This window comes from Micromonospora sp. NPDC023956 (genome assembly GCF_040639195.1).
GTDB lineage: Bacteria > Actinomycetota > Actinomycetes > Mycobacteriales > Micromonosporaceae > Micromonospora.
The window spans coordinates 1-19,209 of record NZ_JBEZZN010000030.1; the positions used below are offsets into that span (position 1 = coordinate 1).

A 19,209-nucleotide genomic window follows, 5' to 3' on the forward strand; every position below is an offset into this window, starting at 1 on the left:
ACGAGCGGACGAACGCGTTGATCGACGCGACGATCGAGCAGGTCGTGAGTCGGGACCGGAGCATCAAGCCCGTCCTCATCCCCGAACAGAACTGATCAGACAGGCGGCACACGAACGGCGGCGGCCGGTGGTTCCCGGAGGAACCACCGGCCGCCGCCGTTTCGTCGCTATAGGGGACCGGTCAGCGCTGGTACGTGCTGGACGCCGCCAGTGCGATGCCGCCCCGGACGTTGAAGTCGACCGTCACCTTGAGGAAGACCGGTTCGAGGGCCGCCACCAGGTCGTCGCGCATCCTCGTCGCCAGGTGCTCGTGGAAGATCCCCTCGTCCCGGAAGGTCTCCAGGTAGAGCTTGAGGCTCTTCGTCTCCACCCCCCGGTCGCCCGGACGGTAGTCGATCCGGATGGTCGCCCAGTCCGGCTGCCCGGTGATGGGGCAGCGGCAGGTGAACTCCCGGCAGTCGATGGTGATCTCCTGCGAGCTGTCGGCGATCGGGAATGTTTCGAGGGATCGGTCGGGCGGGGTGTCCGCCCGACCGAGCTTCGTCAGAGCCATGACTCGATCATAGGCTCTTCTTCAGCGCCCCCAGATTGTCCCGGACCTTGACCACTGCATCCAGCATGTCCTGTACGTCCTCCGGCTCCACCGACAGCAGCGAGTGGTGGATCCACACCGCCTCGTCGAAGGCGACCCGCTCCGCCACCGGCAGATGGAACGCGTCCGGCTCGATCTTCTCGCCGTACCGCTCCCGGATCGCCGGCCAGTCGTCGGCGGTGATGTGGAACAGCTCGTCGCGGTGCATCGGCGGGTAGAAGGTGTTCCCCTCGAACTCCACGCCCTCGGCGAGGATCGCCTCCAGCACCTTGTCCCGGTGCAGCCCGTCCCAGGCCTCGGTGTCGAACCGGAACAGCAGCTCGTAGCGCTGCCGGCGGGTGACCCGAGGGTCCTCCGCCAACGGCTTGAAGCCGCCGATCTCGACCAGCCCCTGGGTCAGCATCTCCGCCATCGCGGTCCGCTGCTTGTCGAGGGCGTCGTACCGGTCGAGCTGCCCCAGCAGGACGGCTGCCTGCATCTCGGTGGCCCGGTGGTTCCAGCCGAAGACCCGACCCGGGAACCTGTCGTACGGGGCCTCCTTGCGGCCCACGTGCGCCAGGGACATCGCCCGGTGGAACGCCTCCTCGGTGGCGGTGACCAGGAAGCCACCCTCACCCGAGGTCATGATCTTGCTGGTCTCGAAGCTGTAGCTGCCGGCGTCACCGATGGTGCCGACGCACTTGCCCCGCCACTCGGCGAAGTGGGCGTGCGCGCAGTCCTCGATCAGCAGCAGGTTGTGCCGGCGGCAGATGTCCAGCAGCGCGTCCATGTCGGCGACCTGGTTGCCCAGGTGTACCACCATGATCGCCCTGGTCCGGTCGGTGATCGCCTCCTCGACCTTCACCGGGTCGATGCACCAGTTGTCGTCGGAGATGTCCGCCAGCACCGGCACGGCGTTGACGTGCACGATGCCGGCGACCGTCCCGACCCAGGTGAAGGCGGTGGTGATCACCTCGTCACCGGCGTGGATCCCGAGCGCGCGCAGCGCCATCGAGAGGGTCACCGTGCCGTTGGTCGCCAGGAGGCCGTACTTCGCCCCGAGCTTGGCGGTGAACCGCTCCGCGAACTGCTGGTGCATGGTGTTCGGGAAGGGGATGCCACCGAGGTTGCGGGACTCGATGACGGTCCGCAGCCGATCCACGTCCTCCGGGCCGACGTGCGGCCACTCCGGCCAGGGCCGGGTGCGGAGCGGGTCGCCACCGAGGATCGCCAGTTTCTCCGTCATCAGCGGCTACCTGCCCCGGCGAGGGCCCCGAGGGCGATGTCCGGGTCGATCTCGAAGACCGTGCCCTTGTCGGTCATGTCGGTCCACTGCTGCTGGACCTTGTAGCCGATGGGCACCAGGCCCTCGAACGGCAGGTTGTTGTGCTTCACCCAGTAGTTCTCCAATGCGAAGGAGCCGGCCCGCAGGCTCAGTCGGTAGACCGAGTCGTCCGGGGCCACCCGGCTCCGCTCCTGCTCCACGTCGACCTCGCGGGCGCCCTTGAACCGCTGCATGGTGCGGACCAGGATGTCCCGGTACACCTCCTGCGCCTCCTCGTCGCTGTAGCCGGCGCGACGGGTGAAGTGCAGGTTGTGGTGGAAGCTCTCCTGCTCGTCGTCCTCGATGTGGATGCCGTACTCGTTCGGCCGCAGCTGGATCGGCGAGTTCCGCTCGACGATGAAGTCGGCGATCTGGTACGTCACCGTGTCGTGGTAGTCGCTGAGGAACTGGTAGAGCTCCTCGGCCTCGTTCCGCTCCTCGGTGGGCAGGCCGACGATGGTCATCAGGAACGGCTTGTAGCCCAGTTCCCGGCTGTCCTGGAGCAGTCGGTGGACGACGTCCATCCGGTTGCCCTTGCGGACCAGGTCGAGCAGGCGCTCGTTCGCCGTCTCCAGGCCGAAGCGCAGGGTGCCCTGCGAGTCGCGCATCTTGGTCAGGACGGCCTTGTCGATGTTGCCCTCGAACCGGACGTCGACCTCCCAGAACAGCTCCGGGCGCTTCTTCTCGATGAAGAAGTCGGCGAGCTCGACCAGCCGCTTCGCCGGGAAGACCGCGTCGGCGAAGTCGAAGTGCACGACCCCGGGGTACTGCTCCAGGAAGGTGTCGATGTCCTTGCGGAGGTTCTCGGTGCTGCGCTCCCGGTAGCTCCACGGCGCGAAGTTGGTGATCGCGTTGCAGAACGAGCACTTCATGTAGTAGCAGGAGCGCGAGCCCTGGAGGACGAGGCTGCCCTGTCCCTCCCGGAAGGTGGTGTACAGCGACAGGTCGAAGTCGCTGTAGTCCGGGGTCGGGAGCTGGTTCATGTCGGCGACCCAGGAGATGTCACCGCTGCGCTCGTAGGTGCCGTCCTCGATGCGCCAGTGGGTGTTGGGCATGTTCTCCCGCGGCTTGGACATCTCCAGCAGCAGCTTGCGGCCGACCGGCTTGGTGTCGAGCACGCTCTGCTCCGACATCGGCTTGCAGCCGCCGGGGATACCGACCGGCCGCTCGCCCCGGGACAGCGCCTCGGCCATCTTCAGCAGCGGCTCCTCGCCCTCCCGGACGACCAGCGCGTCGATCAGGTTGCCCAGTTCGGGGCAGGCCTCCAGGCGCGGGATGAGCATGTCCGCGAAGGAGGTCACCCAGGGACCGCCCCAGCAGATGTAGAGGTCCGGGTTCTCCTGCTTCATCAGGTAGCCCAGGGTCAGCGCGGGGATGACCTGGTTGTACCCCATGATCGAGAAGCCCATCAGGCCCAGCTCGGAGGCCTGACCGGCGACCTTGTCGTGGTAGAAGGCGTGGTAGATGTTCGCGTTCGGGTCCCGGACCAGCTTGGCGACGCGCTCCGGGTCGTCCCGCAGGATCGAGAGGAACTCGCAGTACGAGAACGGGAAGGGCGGGTCCCAGATGGAGAGGCTCTCCGGGGCCACCTGGCACTGCTGCTGCAGTTCCCACTCCTCGAAGTTCATCTCGGTGAAGTAGTTGCCGGTGATGTGGTTCAGGAAGAACTGCTTGATGAAGGGCTGGGTGAACTCGTGGCTGTTCTCCGGGCCCTGCACCTGCTCGATCTCGACCCGGCTGAGCAGGTACTCGTTGAAGTCCGCGTTCAGGTCCAGGCCACGGGCGGGCATGCCCTTGTCGCGAAGATAGGCCGTGAGCGTCGCCACCGAGATCGGCGGAGTCTCCGCCAACAACGACGGTGGGAAGGCGACACCGGTGACGATCTTGTTAGTGACGGTCATCTCAGGACTCCTCCATGAGGGATAGGTAGATCGCCTGTAGGCGTTCACCCGCCGAGGCCAGCGAGTACTCCTGCTGGGGGATCGGCTCGGCGTTCTCCGCCAGGCGACGGGCCAGGTCCGGATCGTCGAGAACCATCTCGATGGCGTCGGCGAGCTTCGGAGGGTCGAAGGGCGGTACCAGCACGCCGGTCTTCATGTGCTCGACCAGCTTGTGGACACCGCTGACGTCGTGCGCCACGACCGGGCGCTTCATCATCATGTACTCGAGCACCACGACGCCCAGCTCCTCGTACTGCGAGGGCAGGACGGCCAGCGTCGAGAGCGAGATGATGGACGGGATGTACTCCGGGAGCAGGAAGCCGGTGATGACCAGCTTGTCGGCGACCCCGAGCTGCCGGGCCAGCGCCTCGATGTCACCGCGCTGCGGGCCGTCCCCGGCGATGAGGAACCGGCAGTCCCGTCGCTTGTTCACCTCGGCGGCGGCCTTGACGAACCAGTCGACGCCCTTTTCGGACGATATCCGCCCCACGTAGAGGACGGTCGGCTTGTCGTCGGTCAGACCGAAGCGTTGCCGCAGTTCCTCCCGGCGTTCGGGAGTGTCGTGACCGACGAAGTCGTCGGTCACCAGGTGCGCCAGCCGGTGTACCCGGTCGTCCGGCACGTGCAGTTCGTCGCGGATCCGCTCGCGGACCTTGTCGCTCAGCGTCAGGACCGCTCCGGAGTTCTGGATGACGTACTTCTCCGCCGACTTGGCCACCGGGTCGGCCACCCGCTCGAACACGGTCGTCGGGTGCTGGGTGAGCGACCGGCAGGAGTAGATGTGCGACACGATCGGCACGTCGAGCACCTTCGCTGCGGCGTACGCGTACGCCGGGGCGGAACCGGAACCGTCGCAGTGCGCGTGCACGATCCCGATCTCGCGCTTGAGTTGCTCCTTGTTGCGCATCACGTAGAGCAGGCTGGCCTTCGCCCATGCCCCGACCAGGCCGAAGTACCCCTCCAGCTTGGACGGGATCGGCAGCACCGGCAGACGCCGGGCGTGCACGGTGATGTTCGGCGCGATCTGGAGGTCCTTCGGGATGCCGGGCGGGGCCATGGTGAGGACCCGCTGCGGGAAGCCCCGCCGGCCCATCTCCGTCACGATCGCGTGGCCCAGCACGTGCATGCCGCCCATCGGGTCGAACCGTGGCTTCCACAGCTTCTGGTGGTCGGCGTAGAGGAAGAACGGTGTCATCGAGAGGACGCCCCGTGGGGCACTGTTGTCAGGCATTCGTCTCCACTTTCCGTCCGTCCGCAGCGCTGCGGTAGGCCGCCTCGAGGGCCTCGACGACCGCGACCGCGTCGTCCGCGGTGTGCGCCATCGGCCGGCCCTCGAGCACCGCGTCCACGACCTGACGGTCCTGGTGCACGTATCCGCTGTTGCGGATCCATTCCCACTCGGGACGCAGCCACCCCTGGTTGGGCTCCCACACCGCGCCGAACTTGGTGTTGGTGTAGGCCTCGACGCCCATGCCCTGCCAGAGGTCGGCGGTGACCAGGCCCTCCGTGCCGATCACCTCGACGGTGAGCTGTTCACCACCGGGGCAGGCCCAGGAGACGTCGCACTGCCCGATCGCGCCGTCGGCGAACTCGATCAGGACGACGCCCTGGTCCTCGACGTCCCCGACGGCACTGAGCTGTCGGGTGCAGGCGGTGACGGAGCGGATGGCCGGCTTGCCGAGCATCCAGCGGCACAACTCCACCGCGTGCCAGCCGAGGTCGGTCAGGGCGCCGCCGCCGGCGGTCGCCTTCGAGCGGAACCAGTCGGTGTCCGGTCCGGACGTCCGGAAGGCTACCCGGACCGAGTGAACGGTGCCCAGTGCGTCCCGGTCCGCAGCCAGTTCGTGGGCCCGGACGAACTTCGGTGCGTAGACGAAGTTGCCACCGTGGGCGAGGATCACCCCGCGCTCGCGCGCCGCGGCCGCCAACCGACGGGCATCCCCGGTGGAGAGCACGAGCGGCTTCTCCACCAGGACGTGCCGGCCCGCCGCGATCGCCTGCGCCGCGATCGGCTCGTGGGTGGCGGCGGGGGTGGCCACCACCACGAGCCGGACCGTGTCGTCAGCCAGCGCCTCGTCGAGGGTCGTCGTGACGCGCGCGCCGAACCGGGTGGCCAGGTCCGTGCCGACGCGCTCGTCCCGGTCCACCACCCACCGCAGATCCACCCGGGGATCGGCGGTCAGGACCTCGGCGTGCACGCCACCCATGAACCCGCCGCCGACGACGGCGACGCCCAGGCGCTCAACCATCGGCAGCACCCACCGTGTCCGGCACCCTTTCCCCCTCGGTCGGCGGAACCAGCTCGAAGTTCGGCATCTCCGGACAGGCGATCTCGTTGACGACCTCACCGACCAGGGCCATCGGGACCGAGACCAGCGGTCGGCCGTCGTGCCAGAGCGGTTGGCCCAACCCACCGAGGAGGACCATCGCGCTGCTCTCGGCCGGATCGGCGAGGTAGCCACGCTTGTTGTCGAAGCGCAGCCGGTGCATCACCTCGTCGAGGTCGACCTCCTCGGGGATGGCCACCATCGCACCCGCCCGGGTCAACAGCTCCCGGTGCAGGGCGACCGCCTCCTGGTCGAGGTGGCCGAGCCGGTGGGACACCTCGGCGGCGACCACCATGCCGAGGCCGATGGACTGGCCGTGGGAGAGCCCGCCGGCGGCGGTGTACTCGATGGCGTGCCCGACCGTGTGGCCGTACTCGAGCACCAGCCCGGCCCGGCACTCGTGCATGTCGTCCTCGGTCACCGAGGCCTTGGCCAGGATGCTCTCGGAGATGATCTGGTACATCGTCTCGTCGTCGTAGCAGGCGTCCTGCCGCAGCGACGTCCGGAGCATCTCGACCATGGTCGGCCGGATGGCCAGCGAGTTCTTGACGACCTCGCAGAGGCCGGAGACCGTCTCCCGGAACGGCAGGCTCCGCAGCATGGCGGTGTCGGCCAGGACGGACTCCGGTGCGTAGAAGGTGCCGACCAGGTTCTTGCCCACGCAGGCGTTGACCGCCTGCTTGAGGGAGAGGACCGAGTCGGACATCGCGATGAGCGACGTCGGGATGTGCACGAGGCGGATCCCGCGGAAGAGCAGTGCGGCCATCAACCCCGCTATGTTGCCGATCACGCCACCGCCGACGGCGACCACCACCGAGGCGCGGTCCGCGCCGAGTTGCAGCGCCGACTCGGCGAGCGTGCCGACGGCCTGGAGGTCCTTGTACGGCTCACCGGCTCGATGGATGAGCAGGTTCGCCGGGACCCGTGGAGAGAGCCGTTCGACCAGTTCCGCGCCGAACAGTGGACCGGTGTTGCTGTCGCAGACGATCAGGAGCCGGCTGGCCGACATGGCGACCAGGTCTTCCACGATGGCACCGAGACAGTCGGTGCCGAGCCGGAACGGATACCGCACCGTGCCCAGGCGTATCTCGACCTCCATACGCAAACCCTTCGTCACGGGTCCTTACCACCCTTGGATGGGGCCCTTGCCAATCGGATGTCCCGGGTCCGGGACATCCGGTCGCAGCGACCAGCACCGGGCCGACGGGGTGTCCCGACCGGCCCGGTGGTCAGCCGTGCAGCTCTCGGTGATTCGTGAACACCTTCTCGAAGGCGCGAACGATGTCCTTCATGTCCGACTCGTTGCCCAGCAGCGCCGAGTGGTGGATCGTGACGACCCGCTGGCCGGCGTCCTCGGCGACCGGCAGTGCGTAGCCGGTCAGGTCGAGCCCGGTGACACCGGTGAACCGGGTCCGGGTGGCGGGCCGGTAGAGCCGGTTGTGGTTCATGGGCGGGTAGCTGGCGTAGATGGCCGCTCCGGAGAGTTCGGCCGCGACCGCGGGGGCGATCCGTTCCACGCCGATCTGCCCGATCTCGTCGTCGGAGATCCGCCCCGCCCACTCGTAGTAGGTGCGCTCGGTGGTGCCGGGCGAGGAGACCTGGGGCTGGATGCCGAGCGCCCCGAGACCCTCGTCGAGCAGGGCCGCGTTCGCCCGCCGCCGCTCGTTCTGCTCGTCGAGCAGTTCGAGCTGGCCGAGCAGGAGCGCCGCCTGGAACTCCGACAGGCAACGGTTGCTGCCCATCAGCTCCGCGGTCTGGGCCAGCTCCATCTCGCCCACGGCGGGCTCGTCCGGCGTGTAGGTACGGCCGTCCGCCCGCAGGTGCTCGGCCCGCCGGGAGAGCGCCGGGTCCCCGGTGATCACGGCACCGCCCTCACCACTGGTGAGCACCTTGCTGTGCTGCATGCTGAAGGTGCCGAAGGCGCCGAACGTGCCGACCCGACGGTCGCGGTAGCGCGCGCCGTGCGCCTGTGCGCAGTCCTCGATCAGCGGGATGTCGTGCCGTGCGGCGACCGCGGTCAACGCGTCCAGGTCGGCCACGGCGGAGTAGAGGTGGACCACGACGATGGCCGCGGTCCGCGGGGTGATCGCCCGCTCGACGGCCGCCGGGTCGAGACAGAGGGTCTGCGGGTCCACGTCGACCGGGACGGGGACCGCGTTGACTCCGGCGACGGTGGATGCGTTGGCGACCCAGGTCAGACCGGGGATGATAACCTCGTCACCGGCACCGACCCCGCACGCCTCGAGCGCGACCATGAGGCTGGCCGTTCCGCTGGAGGTCGGCACGCAGTGCCCGATGCCGTGGAACTCGGCGAACGCCGTCGCGAAACGCCGCTCGAAGCTCTGCTTCCCCTGATACGGCCCGCTGATGGCCCATCGGCCGGAATGGAGAACCTCGTTCAGTGCGTCGAGGGCGCCGGGCGCAGGAGCGGGCCACAACGGCCACTGCTGCGAACGTATAGGGGAACCGCCATTGACGGCAAGAAGGGTCACTTTCACGTCCTCCCCAAGCCAGACTGTGGCAACCGTTAGATCGCGGCCCCGGCCAAGTGTGCCAGACGCAATCACCAGTGTCGACGTGCAAAAACCGGCCAAGCCGGGCTTGCGGGACAGGGCGGCCATCATGGACGTGACCGGGTGCGGGGTGCGAGCGCTCCCAGGTGCGGCCGGTAATACTCGCGTAACAACTTTCGGTACACCGACCAATAACTCTTGGTGTGCGGGCGGCCATATTGGTGGGGGAATTTTTCCGCTTCGCTACCGGTTCAGGATCTTTCGGAGGAATCGATGACGACATCTGCGGCCGACGACCGTATCGACCAGATCGAGCAGGCCATCACCAAGAGCCGGCGCTACCAGACGGTGGCCCCGGCGACCGTGCGCCGCCTGGCCCAGGCCGCCCTCGTCGCGGCCCGCGGTGACGTACCCGACGCGGTCAAGCGCACCAAGCGCGGGCTGCACGAGATCTACGGCGCCTTCCTGCCGCCCAGTCCACCCAACTACGCAGCGTTGCTGCGGCAGCTGGAATCCGCTGTGGCGGCCGGTGCCGACGAGGAGGTCCGGGCCGCTCTGCGTCGCGCGATGTCGGTGCATGTGTCCACCCGCGAGCGGTTGCCGCAGCTCGAGGAGTTCTATCGGGAGATCTTCCGCCATGTGCCGCAGCCGAATACGCTGCGTGACCTCGCCTGTGGCCTCAACCCGTTGGCCGCCCCCTGGATGGGGCTGTCCGACCAGACCGTCTACGTCGCGTCCGACATCGACGCCCGCCTGGTGGGCTTCGTGGACGCCGCCCTGACCAGGCTGGGTGTCGCCCACCGCACGAGCGTGGCCGACCTCCTGGCCGACCGTCTTGACGAGCCGGCCGACGTCACGCTATTGCTGAAGACGCTGCCCTGTCTGGAGACTCAGCGACGAGGATCCGGCTGGGAAGTGATTGACATTGTCAACTCGCCGATTATCGTGGTAACCTTCCCGACCAAGTCTCTCGGTCAGCGATCGAAAGGGATGTTTCAGAACTATTCACAGAGTTTTGAGTCCCAGGCCAGAGAACGGTCGTGTGGCATTCAGCGACTGGAGATCGGCAGCGAGCTGATTTACGTCATTCAGAAATAGCTTTCCGCCACATATTCCGGGAGAATCGGATGGCGTCGTGCGTGTACTTCGGCTGACTCCCTTTTTCCACCACGACTACGTCGACCACTGGCCGGCCGAGTTCGATCCGGTGGGCGGTATGCAGGTGCAGATCCTGGCGTTGTCCCGCAGCCTGGCCAGGGCGGGCGTCGACCAGCTGGTGCTGACCCTGGGCTTTCCCGGGCTGCCGCCGTCGAAGCAGATCGAGCCGGGACTGACCGTCCGGATCGCCCGGGTGTCCCTGCCCCAGATCCGCTCCGAGATCACCGGTCTGGTCGGACTGGGACAGGCGTGGTTGGTCGGCACCATTCGGGAGTGCCTCCGGCTGCGTCGCGGCGACTGGCGGCCCGATCTCGTCCACGTGCACGCCGACGGCCAGATCTGGCCGCTGGTCGCGGGTCGGATCGCCGCCCGGATCCTCGGCGTGCCGTACGTGCTCACCCTGCACTGTTCCCGGCTCTCCGTATACCAGCCGATGTCGGCGGTGGACGCCATGGCGCACCGCCTGGTCACCCAGGCGGAACGGCAGGCGCTGCGCTCCGCGGCCCGGGTCAGCACCCTCACCGCCCGGACCGCCGACGTGGTGAGCGCCGCGACCGGGTTGGACCGCTCCAGCATCGTGGTCAACCCGGACGCGGTCGACATCACCCCGGCGACGGAGGCCGAGGCGACGGCGTTCGCCGAGCGGTACGGCCTGACCGGCCGCCGGCCGCTCATCGGCTACATCGGCCGGGTCGCCCACGAGAAGGGCTGGCCCGACCTGCTCAAGTTGGCCGAACATCTGGACGACCTCTCCCCGACCTTCCTCGTCGTCGGCGACGGCCCGCAGCGGGAACGGATGGAGAAGGAGATCGCCGAGGCGGGCCGCGCGCACCAGTTCGTGGTGACCGGCTTCCTCCCGCACGACCAGGTGCCGGCCGCCCTCGCCCTGGTCGACACCCTGGTCATGCCCTCGATCCACGAGGAACTCGGCGGCAGCGCGATCGAGGCGATCATGGCGGGCACCCCGGTCGCCGCCTACGCGGTCGGGGGCCTGCGCAGCACCATCGGCTCGGCCTGTCCCGACCTGCTCAGCGAGCCCGGCGACGTGCGCGGCCTCGCCGGGGTCGTCCGGCGCGTGCTGGCCGACCGGGACGCGGTGGTCGCCCGGATCCACGCGGCGCAGACCGACACCGCCAGCACCTTCGACATGTCCGCCACCCGGGACCGGATGCTGGACTGCTACCGCGCCGCCCTCGCCGGGTCCGGGGCGGCGAGCGGGACGTGACCGGGCAGCGGAACGTGGACACCGCCCCCGCGGACCCGGACACCAGCCCGGCCCGGGGTCACGTCCTGGTCACCGGCGGGAACCGGGGACTCGGCCTGGCCACCGCCACCCTCCTGGTCGACGACGGCTGGTCCGTCCTGCTCGGCTGCCGCGACGACCGGCGCGGCGCGGAGGCGGCCGCGGCGCTGCGTCGTCGGGGCGGCCGGGCCAGCCACGTACCCCTGGACGTGACCTCCCCGGTGAGCATCGCGGTCGCGGCCGACCTGGTCGCCGACCGCACCGACGGGCGCCTCGCCGGCCTGGTCAACAACGCCGGGGTCTTCCTCGACGAACGCGACGCCGGCCTGGAGAGCGTCACCGCCGAGGCGGTCCACGAACTGCTCGCCGTCAACGCCGTCGGCCCCCTGCTGGTGACCCGCGCCATGCTGCCGTTGCTGACCGCCGCGGCGGGGGCCGCCGTGGTCAACGTGACCGCCGACGACGCCGACCCGGCCACCGCCGACGGGGAGGCCACCGGCTACCGGATGTCCAAGGCCGCGCTGAACATCATGACCGTCAACCTGGCGGTCGCCCTGCGCGGACAGGACGTCGTCGTCAACGCGGTCGACCCGGGCTGGATCCCCACCGACATGGGCGGTCCGGAGGCACCCGACGACACCACGGCCGCCGCGCGCCTGGTGGCCTGGGCCGTCACGGCCGCTCCGGGAGAGGGGACCACCGGGCAGGTGCTCACCGTCCGGTGTCCACCCGACGCGCTCCGGGCCGGTCCGGTGACCGTCGGCGCACCCCCGACAGCCGTACCTCCGCACGGACAACCCCAGTGACCGGTCGGCCCCGTCGCGACCTGAGGCGGCCGGCCGGCACGCAGACCCAACCCGGGAGGTTCTCATCAGCGTTTCCGTCGACCTCAATGCCGGTCACGAGGACGTCAGGGCCCGGCTGCGGTACGGCCCGGAGCCGACCGCCGACGACACCGCCCGCGTCGCCGACGTCTGTGTGATCGGCAGCGGCGCCTCCGGTGCGATCACCGCCTGGGCCCTGCAACGCGCCGGTCTGGACGTCGTGGTCGTCGAACAGGGCCCCTTCGTGGACCCCTGGGTGAGCTACGACGACGTCGAGACGATCGCCGAGACCGCCTGGATCCGTCAGGACAGCGGCCTCTGGGAGAAGACCGGCAACCCCTGGTCCACCTGCAACGTCGGTGGGGGAACCGTCTTCTTCGGCGGCGCGGCCTTCCGCTACCGTCCGGTCGACTTCGACGCGGAGAGCCGGCTGGGCCGCTCCGACCTGCCACTGCGCTGGCCGTGGACGGTGGACGAACTGGACCCCTACTACGAGTTCGTGGAGATGGCGCTCGGCATCTCCGGTGGCGGGCACGACCCGAGCCTGCCGACCAACCCGGCGTACCCGATGCGGCCGGTCGAGACCACCGCGGAGGGCGCGGTCATCCGGGCGGCGGCCCGCTCGCTCGGCCTGAACCCCTTCCCGACGCCGCTGGCCATCGCCACCGAGTCGTACCACGGGCGCCTGGCCTGCGCCGGCGAGCGCCCGTGCATCTCCAACCGGTGCGACCGTGGGGCCAAGGGGGACGCGCTCACCGTCTTCCTCGAACCGGCCCGCAAGGCCGGGCTGCGGCTCTTCGCCGGCCTGAAGGCCGTCCGGCTGCTCCGGCGGGACGCCACCAGCGTGGACGGTGTCGAGTGTGTCCGGGTGGACAACGGCAACCGGCACGTCCTGCGGGCCCGGCACGTGGTCGTCGCCGGCAACGCCGTGCAGAGCGCCTCCCTGCTGCTGCGCTCGGCCGACGAGCTGAGCCCGCAGGGCCTGGGCAACGAGCACGACATGGTCGGCCGGGGCCTGTGCTTCAAGATGAGCGGGTACGTCCTCGGCTACCGGCGCACCGACACCCCGGGCGGCGACCGGATCACCGGTCCGGGGCCGTTCTCCACCGCCGCCATCACCGACTACTACACCGCCGACGACGCGCCCGGCGGACTCGGCGGGGTGATCTTCGAGTCCCAACCGGAGGAGTCCCTCCGGCTGCGTCCCGACGAGCAGATCATCCGGCTGGAGTGCCTGGTGCCCGACCAGCCCCGCGCCGAGAACCGGGTTTCCCTCGGCCGGAGCGTCGACGAGTTCGGCGTGCCGGACGTGGTGATGGACTACTCGCCCCACCCCCGGGACCGGGCCCGCCTGGAGTACCTCCAACGGCGGGCCGAGGAGATCCTGCGGGCTGCCGGCTGTGAGCTGACCTGGCGCGAGTCGTCGTACTTCTGGATGGGCAGCACCCACCTGCACGGCACCTGCCGTTCCGGCACCGACCCCCGCACCTCGGTCACCGACCCGGACGGTCGGGTGCACGGCCTGACGAACCTGATGGTGGTCGACGGGGGCGTGATGCCCTACCCGGGTGGCGTCAACCCCACCCTGACCATCCAGGCCCTCGCCCTGCGGATGGCCCGCGAGCTCCTGGTCCGGGAGTTCGGCGTCGACCCCGATTTCTCGCTGTGACCTGTCGGAACGGAACGAATCGAGCGACACGATGACCATCGACATCGGCGCCGGCAAGCTGCTGGCCCAGGAACCCACCTGCCCCCGGGACGCCGACGGCCGTCCCCGGGTCTTCGTCGAGGGCTCGGGAGCGTACCTGACCGACCCGGACGGCCGGCGGTGGGTGGACTTCGACAACGCCCGTGGCTCGGTCATCCTCGGCCACGGTGACGAGGAGGTCGCCGAGGCGATCGCCCGCGCCGCCCGGGGCCGTTCGGGGGTGGGCACCGCATGGAGTCCGGTCCTGGACGACCTGCTCGGCCAGTTGCAGGAAGTGTGCGGCGGCGACGTGGTCGGCCTCTACCGCACCGGCACCGCCGCGCTCCGCTCGGTGACCTGCGCCGTCCGGGACGCCCGGGACCGGTCGATCGTGCTCAGCTCCGGCTACCACGGATACGACCCGATGTGGCACTGCGACGAGGCCTTCACCCCCAACCAGCACGGCGTGGTCGAGTTCCTCTTCGACCTGGACGTGCTCGCCGAGTGGCTCAGCCGCCCGGAGCAGGTGGCCGCGGTGGTCATCTCCCCGGACCACATGCATCTGGGCGAGCGCTGGTACACCGAGTTCACCCGGCTGACGAAGGAGGCGGACGTCCCGGTCATCGCCGACGAGGTCAAGGTGGGTCTCCGATACCGGGGTGGGCTTTCCACCCCCCTCCTCGACCCGGCCGTCTGGATCGTGGCGAAGTGCCTGGCCAACGGCTCCCCGGTCGCGGCGGTGGGCGGGGACGCCCACCTGCTCGCCGCGCTGGAGGACGTCTCGTTCACCTCGTACTTCGAGCCGACCGCGCTGGCCGCCGCGACCACCACGCTGCGCCGGATGGCGACCGGCGAGACGCAGCGGGCCATCCGGGCGGCCGGCGACCGTTTCATCGCCCACACCCGGGCGGCGTTCGCCGGTGCCGGCGTCCCGATCGACCTCGCCGGCAACGGCAACCTCTTCCAGTTCGTCTGCGCCGACGACGAGGTGCAGGACGCCTTCCACGCCGCCGCGGCGGCCGAGGGGCTGCTCTTCTTCGAGGGCGACAACCAGACCCCCTCGGCGGCGTTCACCGACGAGGTGGTCGAGGACGCGTGCGGGCGGATCGACCGGGTCTGCGCCGCGCTCACCGGCCGCTTCACCGACCGGGAACTCACCGAGGAGTCCTGGTACGCCAGCGCCTGGGGCGCGATGGACGGTCTGCCGGACCGGCCGCGCACCCGGGAGGAGACCACCGCGATCGTCGAGCGCCTCTGGGAGGACTGAGGCCGCCGGCGGTCACTCCTTGTGGATCGCCACCAGGTCCTCCGACGGCAGAGTGGCCCGCGACCAGCGCCAACCCCGGTCGCGGGCCAGCTCGGCCAGCTCCTCGACGTGGCGGGGCACGAAGACCGCCGCCCGGCCGTTCATGGCCCGGGTGGGGAACGACACCACCACGTGCCGGCAGGCCAGCCGGTCGACCAGCGCCAGCCCCGCGCCGGGCCGGCGTCCCTCCATGCAGTGGTACGTCTTGAGCAGCAGGGCGAGATCCGCGCTCACCTGGTGGCCGTCGGTGAGCACCTCCTCGTGCCGGATCTCGCACTCCGGATGGGTCCGGGCGAGGAACGCGTTGCCCAGCGCCACGAAGGTCGCGTTGAAGTCGTAGCCGACGTACCGCGCGTCGCTCACCTCCCGCAGCCAGGGCAGGGTGAACGGGTTCAGCGCGCAGGCGACGTCGGCCACCGTCGCCGGCGGCGGCACCAGCCCGAACAGGGTCGGATAGAAGGCGTCCAGGTCGGTCAGGCGCTCGGCGGTGGAGAAGTGGCCGGCCAGCACCTGCCGGCACCAGTCCCGTCGGGCCTGCGGGTCGTCGAGATCGGCCCGGTCCAGCGCCCGGCGCAGCGCCGCCGGCCGGGCGGTGAGCAGGTGCAGGGCGGCCACCTTGTGCAGCCGGGCGCGGACAAGCCGTTCCAGTTCGGCCGCGTCGCCGGTGGTTCGCCCCTCCCGCCGGACCAGGTCGGCGATGGTCTCCGGGTGGACGTCCCGGTACTTGGCGGCGGTGGTGAGCCGGACGATCACCCTCGCCACGGCGGGTGAGTCCGTCCGCGGCGACGGCACGGCGGTGGCCGGCTCCGGCAGCGTGGCCGGCGTCGGCTCACCGGCCGGCGCCAGGCCCGGCGGGGGCGACGTCACCGGCCGGTCACCCGAGCCGGGCCGGCTCGCGCACACCGGGCCGGGCCATCCGTCCGGCCCGGATCATCTCCAACAGCCGGGTGTAGAAGCGCAGGTTGTGCAGGGTGGCGAGCCGGTCCGCCAGGCCGTCCTTCACCCGGAAGAGGTGGTGCAGGTAACTGCGGCTGTACCGCCGGCAGGTCGGGCAGTCGCAGGTGGCGCAGATCGGCTCGTCCTTGCGGGAGTTCTCCTCGTCCAGGATGTAGACGTTCTGGTAGAAGCTCCGGTCCGGGGTGAGCAGCCGGTCGGCGATCTCCGGCACGAACGCGTAGAGCCGGCCGTGCCGGGCGTCCCGGGTCGGGATCGTGCAGTCGAAGACCCAGCGCATGTCCAGCTCGCAGAGGGAGACCAGGTGCTCGGGCCGCCCGACCCCGAGGGCGAACAACGGCGCGTCCTGCGGGGTGATCCGGGAGAGCAGGGCGAACATGTCGCGCTCCAGCTCACCCTCGGCGCTGAGCGGCCAGCCCCCGAACCCGAACCCCTGCGCCCCGGACTCGACGAGGGCGTCGAAGCAGCGCTGGCGCAGCTCCGGATCGGTACCGCCCTGCACCACCCCGACCAGCAGCGGCGACTCCGCCATCCGCCGCTGCCGGCACTGGAGGTCGTACGCCTGGCGGGCCTGCCGGAACCAGCGGATCGTCCGCTCGGTCGAGGCGAGCTGCTCGGCCGGGGAGTCCTCCGGGCCGGTGCAGTCGTCCAGAGCGACCACCACGTCGGAGCGGAGTCCGAACTGCCACTCGATGACCTTTTCCGGGGTCAGCACGATCTTCTTCGCCGTGGGCGACTCCTGGAAGGTCACCCCGCTGGCCCGGATCGAGCCCTTCTTGCCCTGCTTGCGGAGCAGGGAGAGCACCTGGAACCCGCCCGAGTCGGAGACGATCACGCCGTCCCACGCCATGAAGCGGTGCAGCCCGCCGGCCCGCTTGATGCTCTGCAGACCGGGACGCTGGGCCAGGTGCATCGCGTTGACCATCACCGCCTGGATCCCCACCGTGGCCAGGTCGAGGGTGTCGACCGCCCGGACCGAGGCCCGGGTGCCGTCGGGCAGGAAGGTGGGCAGGACGACCGACCCGTGGGCGGTGTCCAGCGTGGGGCCCGCCGGGGCGGCAGGGTCCGCGGAGGTCATCAGGTCGCAGCTCCTCGGCAGCGGGCAGACGGATTCTCCAGGATACGTGCCCCGGCGGGCCGAACCTCAGGCGCCGCCCGTGCCGGCGGCGGCCGGCGTGCCCGCCCGGCGCCGGGACCGCTCGGCCCGGCGTCGGATCTGCTGGTACGCGCCGGTCAGCCCCATCGCCCGACGTACCTCGACGAGGGTCTGCCGGACCTCCTGGCGGGTCCGTTCCGTGCCGTCGGCGATCAACTGGTCGACGAGCCCCCGCTCGGCCGCGAAGCCGGCCCGGCGTTCGCGCATCGGGTCGAGGAACCGGTTGAGCGCCACCGCGAGCCGCTCCTTGACCTCGACGTCACCGACCCGGCCGGCCCGGTAACGGTCCTTCAACTCGTCGACCTCGGCCCGGTCCGGGTTGAACACGTCGTGGTAGGCGAAGACCGGGTTCCCCACCACCGTCCCCGGCACGTCGGCCCGGACCCGGTTCGGGTCGGTGTACATCCCCAGCACCTTGCGGCGCACCACCGCCGGTTCGTCGGCGAGCGCGATGGCGTTGCCGAGACTCTTGCTCATCTTGGCGCGACCGTCCGTACCGACCAGCACCGGCGTCTCGGCGTGGATCATCTCCGGTACCGGGAGCACCTCCCCGTAGAGGTGGTTGAACCGGCGGGCCACCTCCCGGGTCACCTCCACGTGCGCGGCGTTGTCCCGGCCCACCGGTACCACGTCGGCCCGGACGCAGAGGATGTCCGCCGCCTGGAGGACGGGATAGCCGAGCAGCCCGTACGGCATCTCCTCCTTGCCGGCGGCCCGGGCCATCTCCTTCAACGACGGCACCCGCTCCAGCCTCGGCACCGTGACCAGGTTCTGGAGGAGCGTGTTCAGGTCGCCGACCTCGGGTACGGCGGACTGGAGGTAGAACGTGGCCCGGTCCGGCTCCACCCCGGCGGCGAGGACGTCGAGCACCATCTCCCGGGCGTTGCCGGCGACGCGGGAGATGTCCTCGCGGGTGTTCTTCGTGGTGAGCATGTGCAGGTCGGCGATGATGAAGAAGCTCTCGTAGCGTTGGTGCAACCGCACCCGGTTGGCGATGCTGCCGACGTAGTGGCCGAGGTGCAGCCGCCCGGTCGGGCGGTCGCCGGTGAGCATCCGTGCAGCGGACATGGTGGTACGCCTCTCGTGTCGTACGGGTGGTGGTTTTCGCGTGCGCGCGTCGACGCGGGACGGGGCGTCCCGGTCGGTGATCAGCAGGGTCGACTCAGCGGGTCGGTTGCCATCGCGCGCCGTCGCGGAACCGCAGCCCGCGGGCACGAAGGACGTCCAGGAGGCGGTCACGCCCATCGCCGGACCTGGTGGTCGCCGCCGGATACGACGCGGCGTCGGCCGGCAGCTCGTCGCTCAGGTCGACGCCCGCCGGCGGGAGGTTGCTCGTCCGGACCACGCGTCCACGGTAACCCCGTCAGCCCCGGTGGGGGGTCCCGGTCCGGCGCGACCAGGCCCGACGTGACCAGGCCCGACGTGTGCCGGCGCTGGCATACTCGTCGGCCATGGTGCTGTCACGTGGCTGGGCGCTCTTCCTCACCGGCGTCGGGATCTGGACCTGGTTCATCTGGCCGAGGTTCGCGGTCGCCATCTGGAACGACCCCCGGTCGTGGACGACCGGGACGGTCGCCGAGGGTGGCGGGACCGGCTTCCTCTGGATCCACGCGCTGCTCATCGCCGCCTCCCTGACCATCGGTACGGCGGTCGGCGTACTCGGTGTCCGGGCCCTGCTCGCCCAGCGGCGCGCCCGCAACCGCGGTGCCAACCCGAACGACCAGGCGATATAGCCCGGCGTCGACGATGTGACGCGGGCCGCTACCCCCCCGATTTGACGTCCAAACCCCGGGACGCGTAACTTTCTCTCTGCCAGCGCGGAACGGACGAAACAGGCGAAACACCTGAGAGTCCGGACCGAGGACGGCAACGGGTCCGGCGGGGTTCACTCCTCCGGGGCCGGATCCGGGTGGTGCTCCACCGGATCGACCGCGGGGTCGATTTGGCGGGGCGGAACCGGCCGGGTAAGGTTCACGACCGGCAGGGAACCGGGCGAGCGAGCGGGAAACCGCAGCGGCCGGCCTGCTGAATCCGATGATCAAGCGCAGTGGTTCGCCGCTGCCTGCGGTCAGCGGTGCCAAACCGTACCAAGCACGACAGACCGGGACACACGGTTTGACACGGCGGAAACGGTGAGGTAACGTAGTAGAAGTGCTCGCCGCGAGAGTGGCGGGGGCAGGGAAAGCCCCGGATGGTTCCCGGTGAG

At 70.1% G+C, this 19,209-nt stretch carries 16 protein-coding genes; 6 read left to right on the top strand and 10 right to left on the bottom strand.

Translation table 11 applies throughout. The annotated features are described in order from the left end of the window. Positions 1-181: 181 nt before the first annotated feature. The 7 genes from queF to AB0F58_RS29520 all read right to left on the bottom strand — a co-directional run bounded on the left by queF (position 182) and on the right by AB0F58_RS29520 (position 8,600). Entirely contained in the window at positions 182-553 is a 372-nt protein-coding gene (gene queF, locus AB0F58_RS29490; protein ID WP_357150004.1) for a preQ(1) synthase, read from the bottom strand. A gap of 7 nt (positions 554-560) precedes the next feature. Then, complete coding sequence (locus tag AB0F58_RS29495) at positions 561-1,817, bottom strand: DegT/DnrJ/EryC1/StrS family aminotransferase (RefSeq protein ID WP_357150007.1); 1,257 nt, start codon at positions 1,815-1,817, stop codon at positions 561-563. Further along, the gene (locus tag AB0F58_RS29500) at positions 1,817-3,796 is read right to left on the bottom strand and encodes a radical SAM protein (protein WP_357150010.1); all 1,980 of its coding nucleotides are present in this window, start codon (positions 3,794-3,796) and stop codon (positions 1,817-1,819) included. Before AB0F58_RS29500 ends, AB0F58_RS29495 begins: the two co-directional genes overlap by 1 nt. A 1-nt stretch (position 3,797) precedes the next feature. Further along, positions 3,798-5,066, bottom strand: coding sequence for a glycosyltransferase family 4 protein (locus AB0F58_RS29505; protein WP_357150013.1), 1,269 nt, complete (start codon positions 5,064-5,066; stop codon positions 3,798-3,800). Further along, positions 5,059-6,084, bottom strand: a complete 1,026-nt coding sequence (locus AB0F58_RS29510; protein ID WP_357150015.1) for a Gfo/Idh/MocA family oxidoreductase — start codon at positions 6,082-6,084, stop codon at positions 5,059-5,061. Before AB0F58_RS29510 ends, AB0F58_RS29505 begins: the two co-directional genes overlap by 8 nt. After that, positions 6,077-7,261 carry a 2-deoxy-scyllo-inosose synthase gene (locus tag AB0F58_RS29515; protein WP_357150018.1) on the bottom strand — a complete coding sequence of 395 codons (1,185 nt, stop codon included), beginning with the start codon at positions 7,259-7,261 and terminating at the stop codon, positions 6,077-6,079. The genes AB0F58_RS29510 and AB0F58_RS29515 overlap by 8 nt, the downstream gene beginning before the upstream one ends. Positions 7,262-7,391: 130 nt before the next feature. Next, positions 7,392-8,600 carry a DegT/DnrJ/EryC1/StrS family aminotransferase gene (locus AB0F58_RS29520; protein ID WP_357150021.1) on the bottom strand — a complete coding sequence of 403 codons (1,209 nt, stop codon included), beginning with the start codon at positions 8,598-8,600 and terminating at the stop codon, positions 7,392-7,394. 348 nt (positions 8,601-8,948) lie between these two features. Between AB0F58_RS29520 and AB0F58_RS29525 the strand changes: the two genes are divergently transcribed. The 5 genes from AB0F58_RS29525 (at position 8,949) to AB0F58_RS29545 (ending at position 14,854) form a co-directional block, all read left to right on the top strand. After that, entirely contained in the window at positions 8,949-9,773 is an 825-nt protein-coding gene (locus AB0F58_RS29525; RefSeq protein ID WP_357150024.1) for an Rmt family 16S rRNA (guanine(1405)-N(7))-methyltransferase, read from the top strand. Positions 9,774-9,810: 37 nt separating this feature from the next. Then, positions 9,811-11,058 (top strand): glycosyltransferase family 4 protein, encoded by a 1,248-nt coding sequence (locus tag AB0F58_RS29530; protein WP_357150027.1) that lies wholly within the window; start codon positions 9,811-9,813, stop codon positions 11,056-11,058. Further along, the gene (locus AB0F58_RS29535; RefSeq protein ID WP_357150030.1) at positions 11,055-11,882 is read left to right on the top strand and encodes an SDR family NAD(P)-dependent oxidoreductase; all 828 of its coding nucleotides are present in this window, start codon (positions 11,055-11,057) and stop codon (positions 11,880-11,882) included. The genes AB0F58_RS29530 and AB0F58_RS29535 overlap by 4 nt, the downstream gene beginning before the upstream one ends. A gap of 172 nt (positions 11,883-12,054) precedes the next feature. Next, on the top strand, positions 12,055-13,569 hold the full coding sequence (locus tag AB0F58_RS29540; protein WP_357150033.1) for a GMC family oxidoreductase: 1,515 nt from the start codon (positions 12,055-12,057) through the stop codon (positions 13,567-13,569). Positions 13,570-13,600: 31 nt separating this feature from the next. Continuing rightward, positions 13,601-14,854 carry an aminotransferase class III-fold pyridoxal phosphate-dependent enzyme gene (locus AB0F58_RS29545; RefSeq protein ID WP_357150036.1) on the top strand — a complete coding sequence of 418 codons (1,254 nt, stop codon included), beginning with the start codon at positions 13,601-13,603 and terminating at the stop codon, positions 14,852-14,854. A 12-nt stretch (positions 14,855-14,866) separates the two neighbouring features. Here the strand turns inward: AB0F58_RS29545 and AB0F58_RS29550 are convergent, their stop codons facing one another. The 3 genes from AB0F58_RS29550 to trpS form a co-directional block, all read right to left on the bottom strand. Further along, positions 14,867-15,760 carry a hypothetical protein gene (locus AB0F58_RS29550; protein ID WP_357150039.1) on the bottom strand — a complete coding sequence of 298 codons (894 nt, stop codon included), beginning with the start codon at positions 15,758-15,760 and terminating at the stop codon, positions 14,867-14,869. Between the two features lie 7 nt (positions 15,761-15,767). After that, a complete protein-coding gene (locus AB0F58_RS29555) occupies positions 15,768-16,925 on the bottom strand; it encodes a tRNA guanosine(34) transglycosylase Tgt (RefSeq protein WP_357150042.1) in 1,158 nt (385 codons plus the stop codon). Between the two features lie 66 nt (positions 16,926-16,991). Then, positions 16,992-18,071 carry a tryptophan--tRNA ligase gene (gene trpS / locus AB0F58_RS29560; RefSeq protein ID WP_357150045.1) on the bottom strand — a complete coding sequence of 360 codons (1,080 nt, stop codon included), beginning with the start codon at positions 18,069-18,071 and terminating at the stop codon, positions 16,992-16,994. Positions 18,072-18,454: 383 nt separating this feature from the next. On the opposite strand from trpS, the gene AB0F58_RS29565 reads away from it, so the two are divergent. Continuing rightward, on the top strand, positions 18,455-18,736 hold the full coding sequence (locus AB0F58_RS29565) for a hypothetical protein (RefSeq protein WP_357150048.1): 282 nt from the start codon (positions 18,455-18,457) through the stop codon (positions 18,734-18,736). Positions 18,737-19,209: the final 473 nt, after the last annotated feature.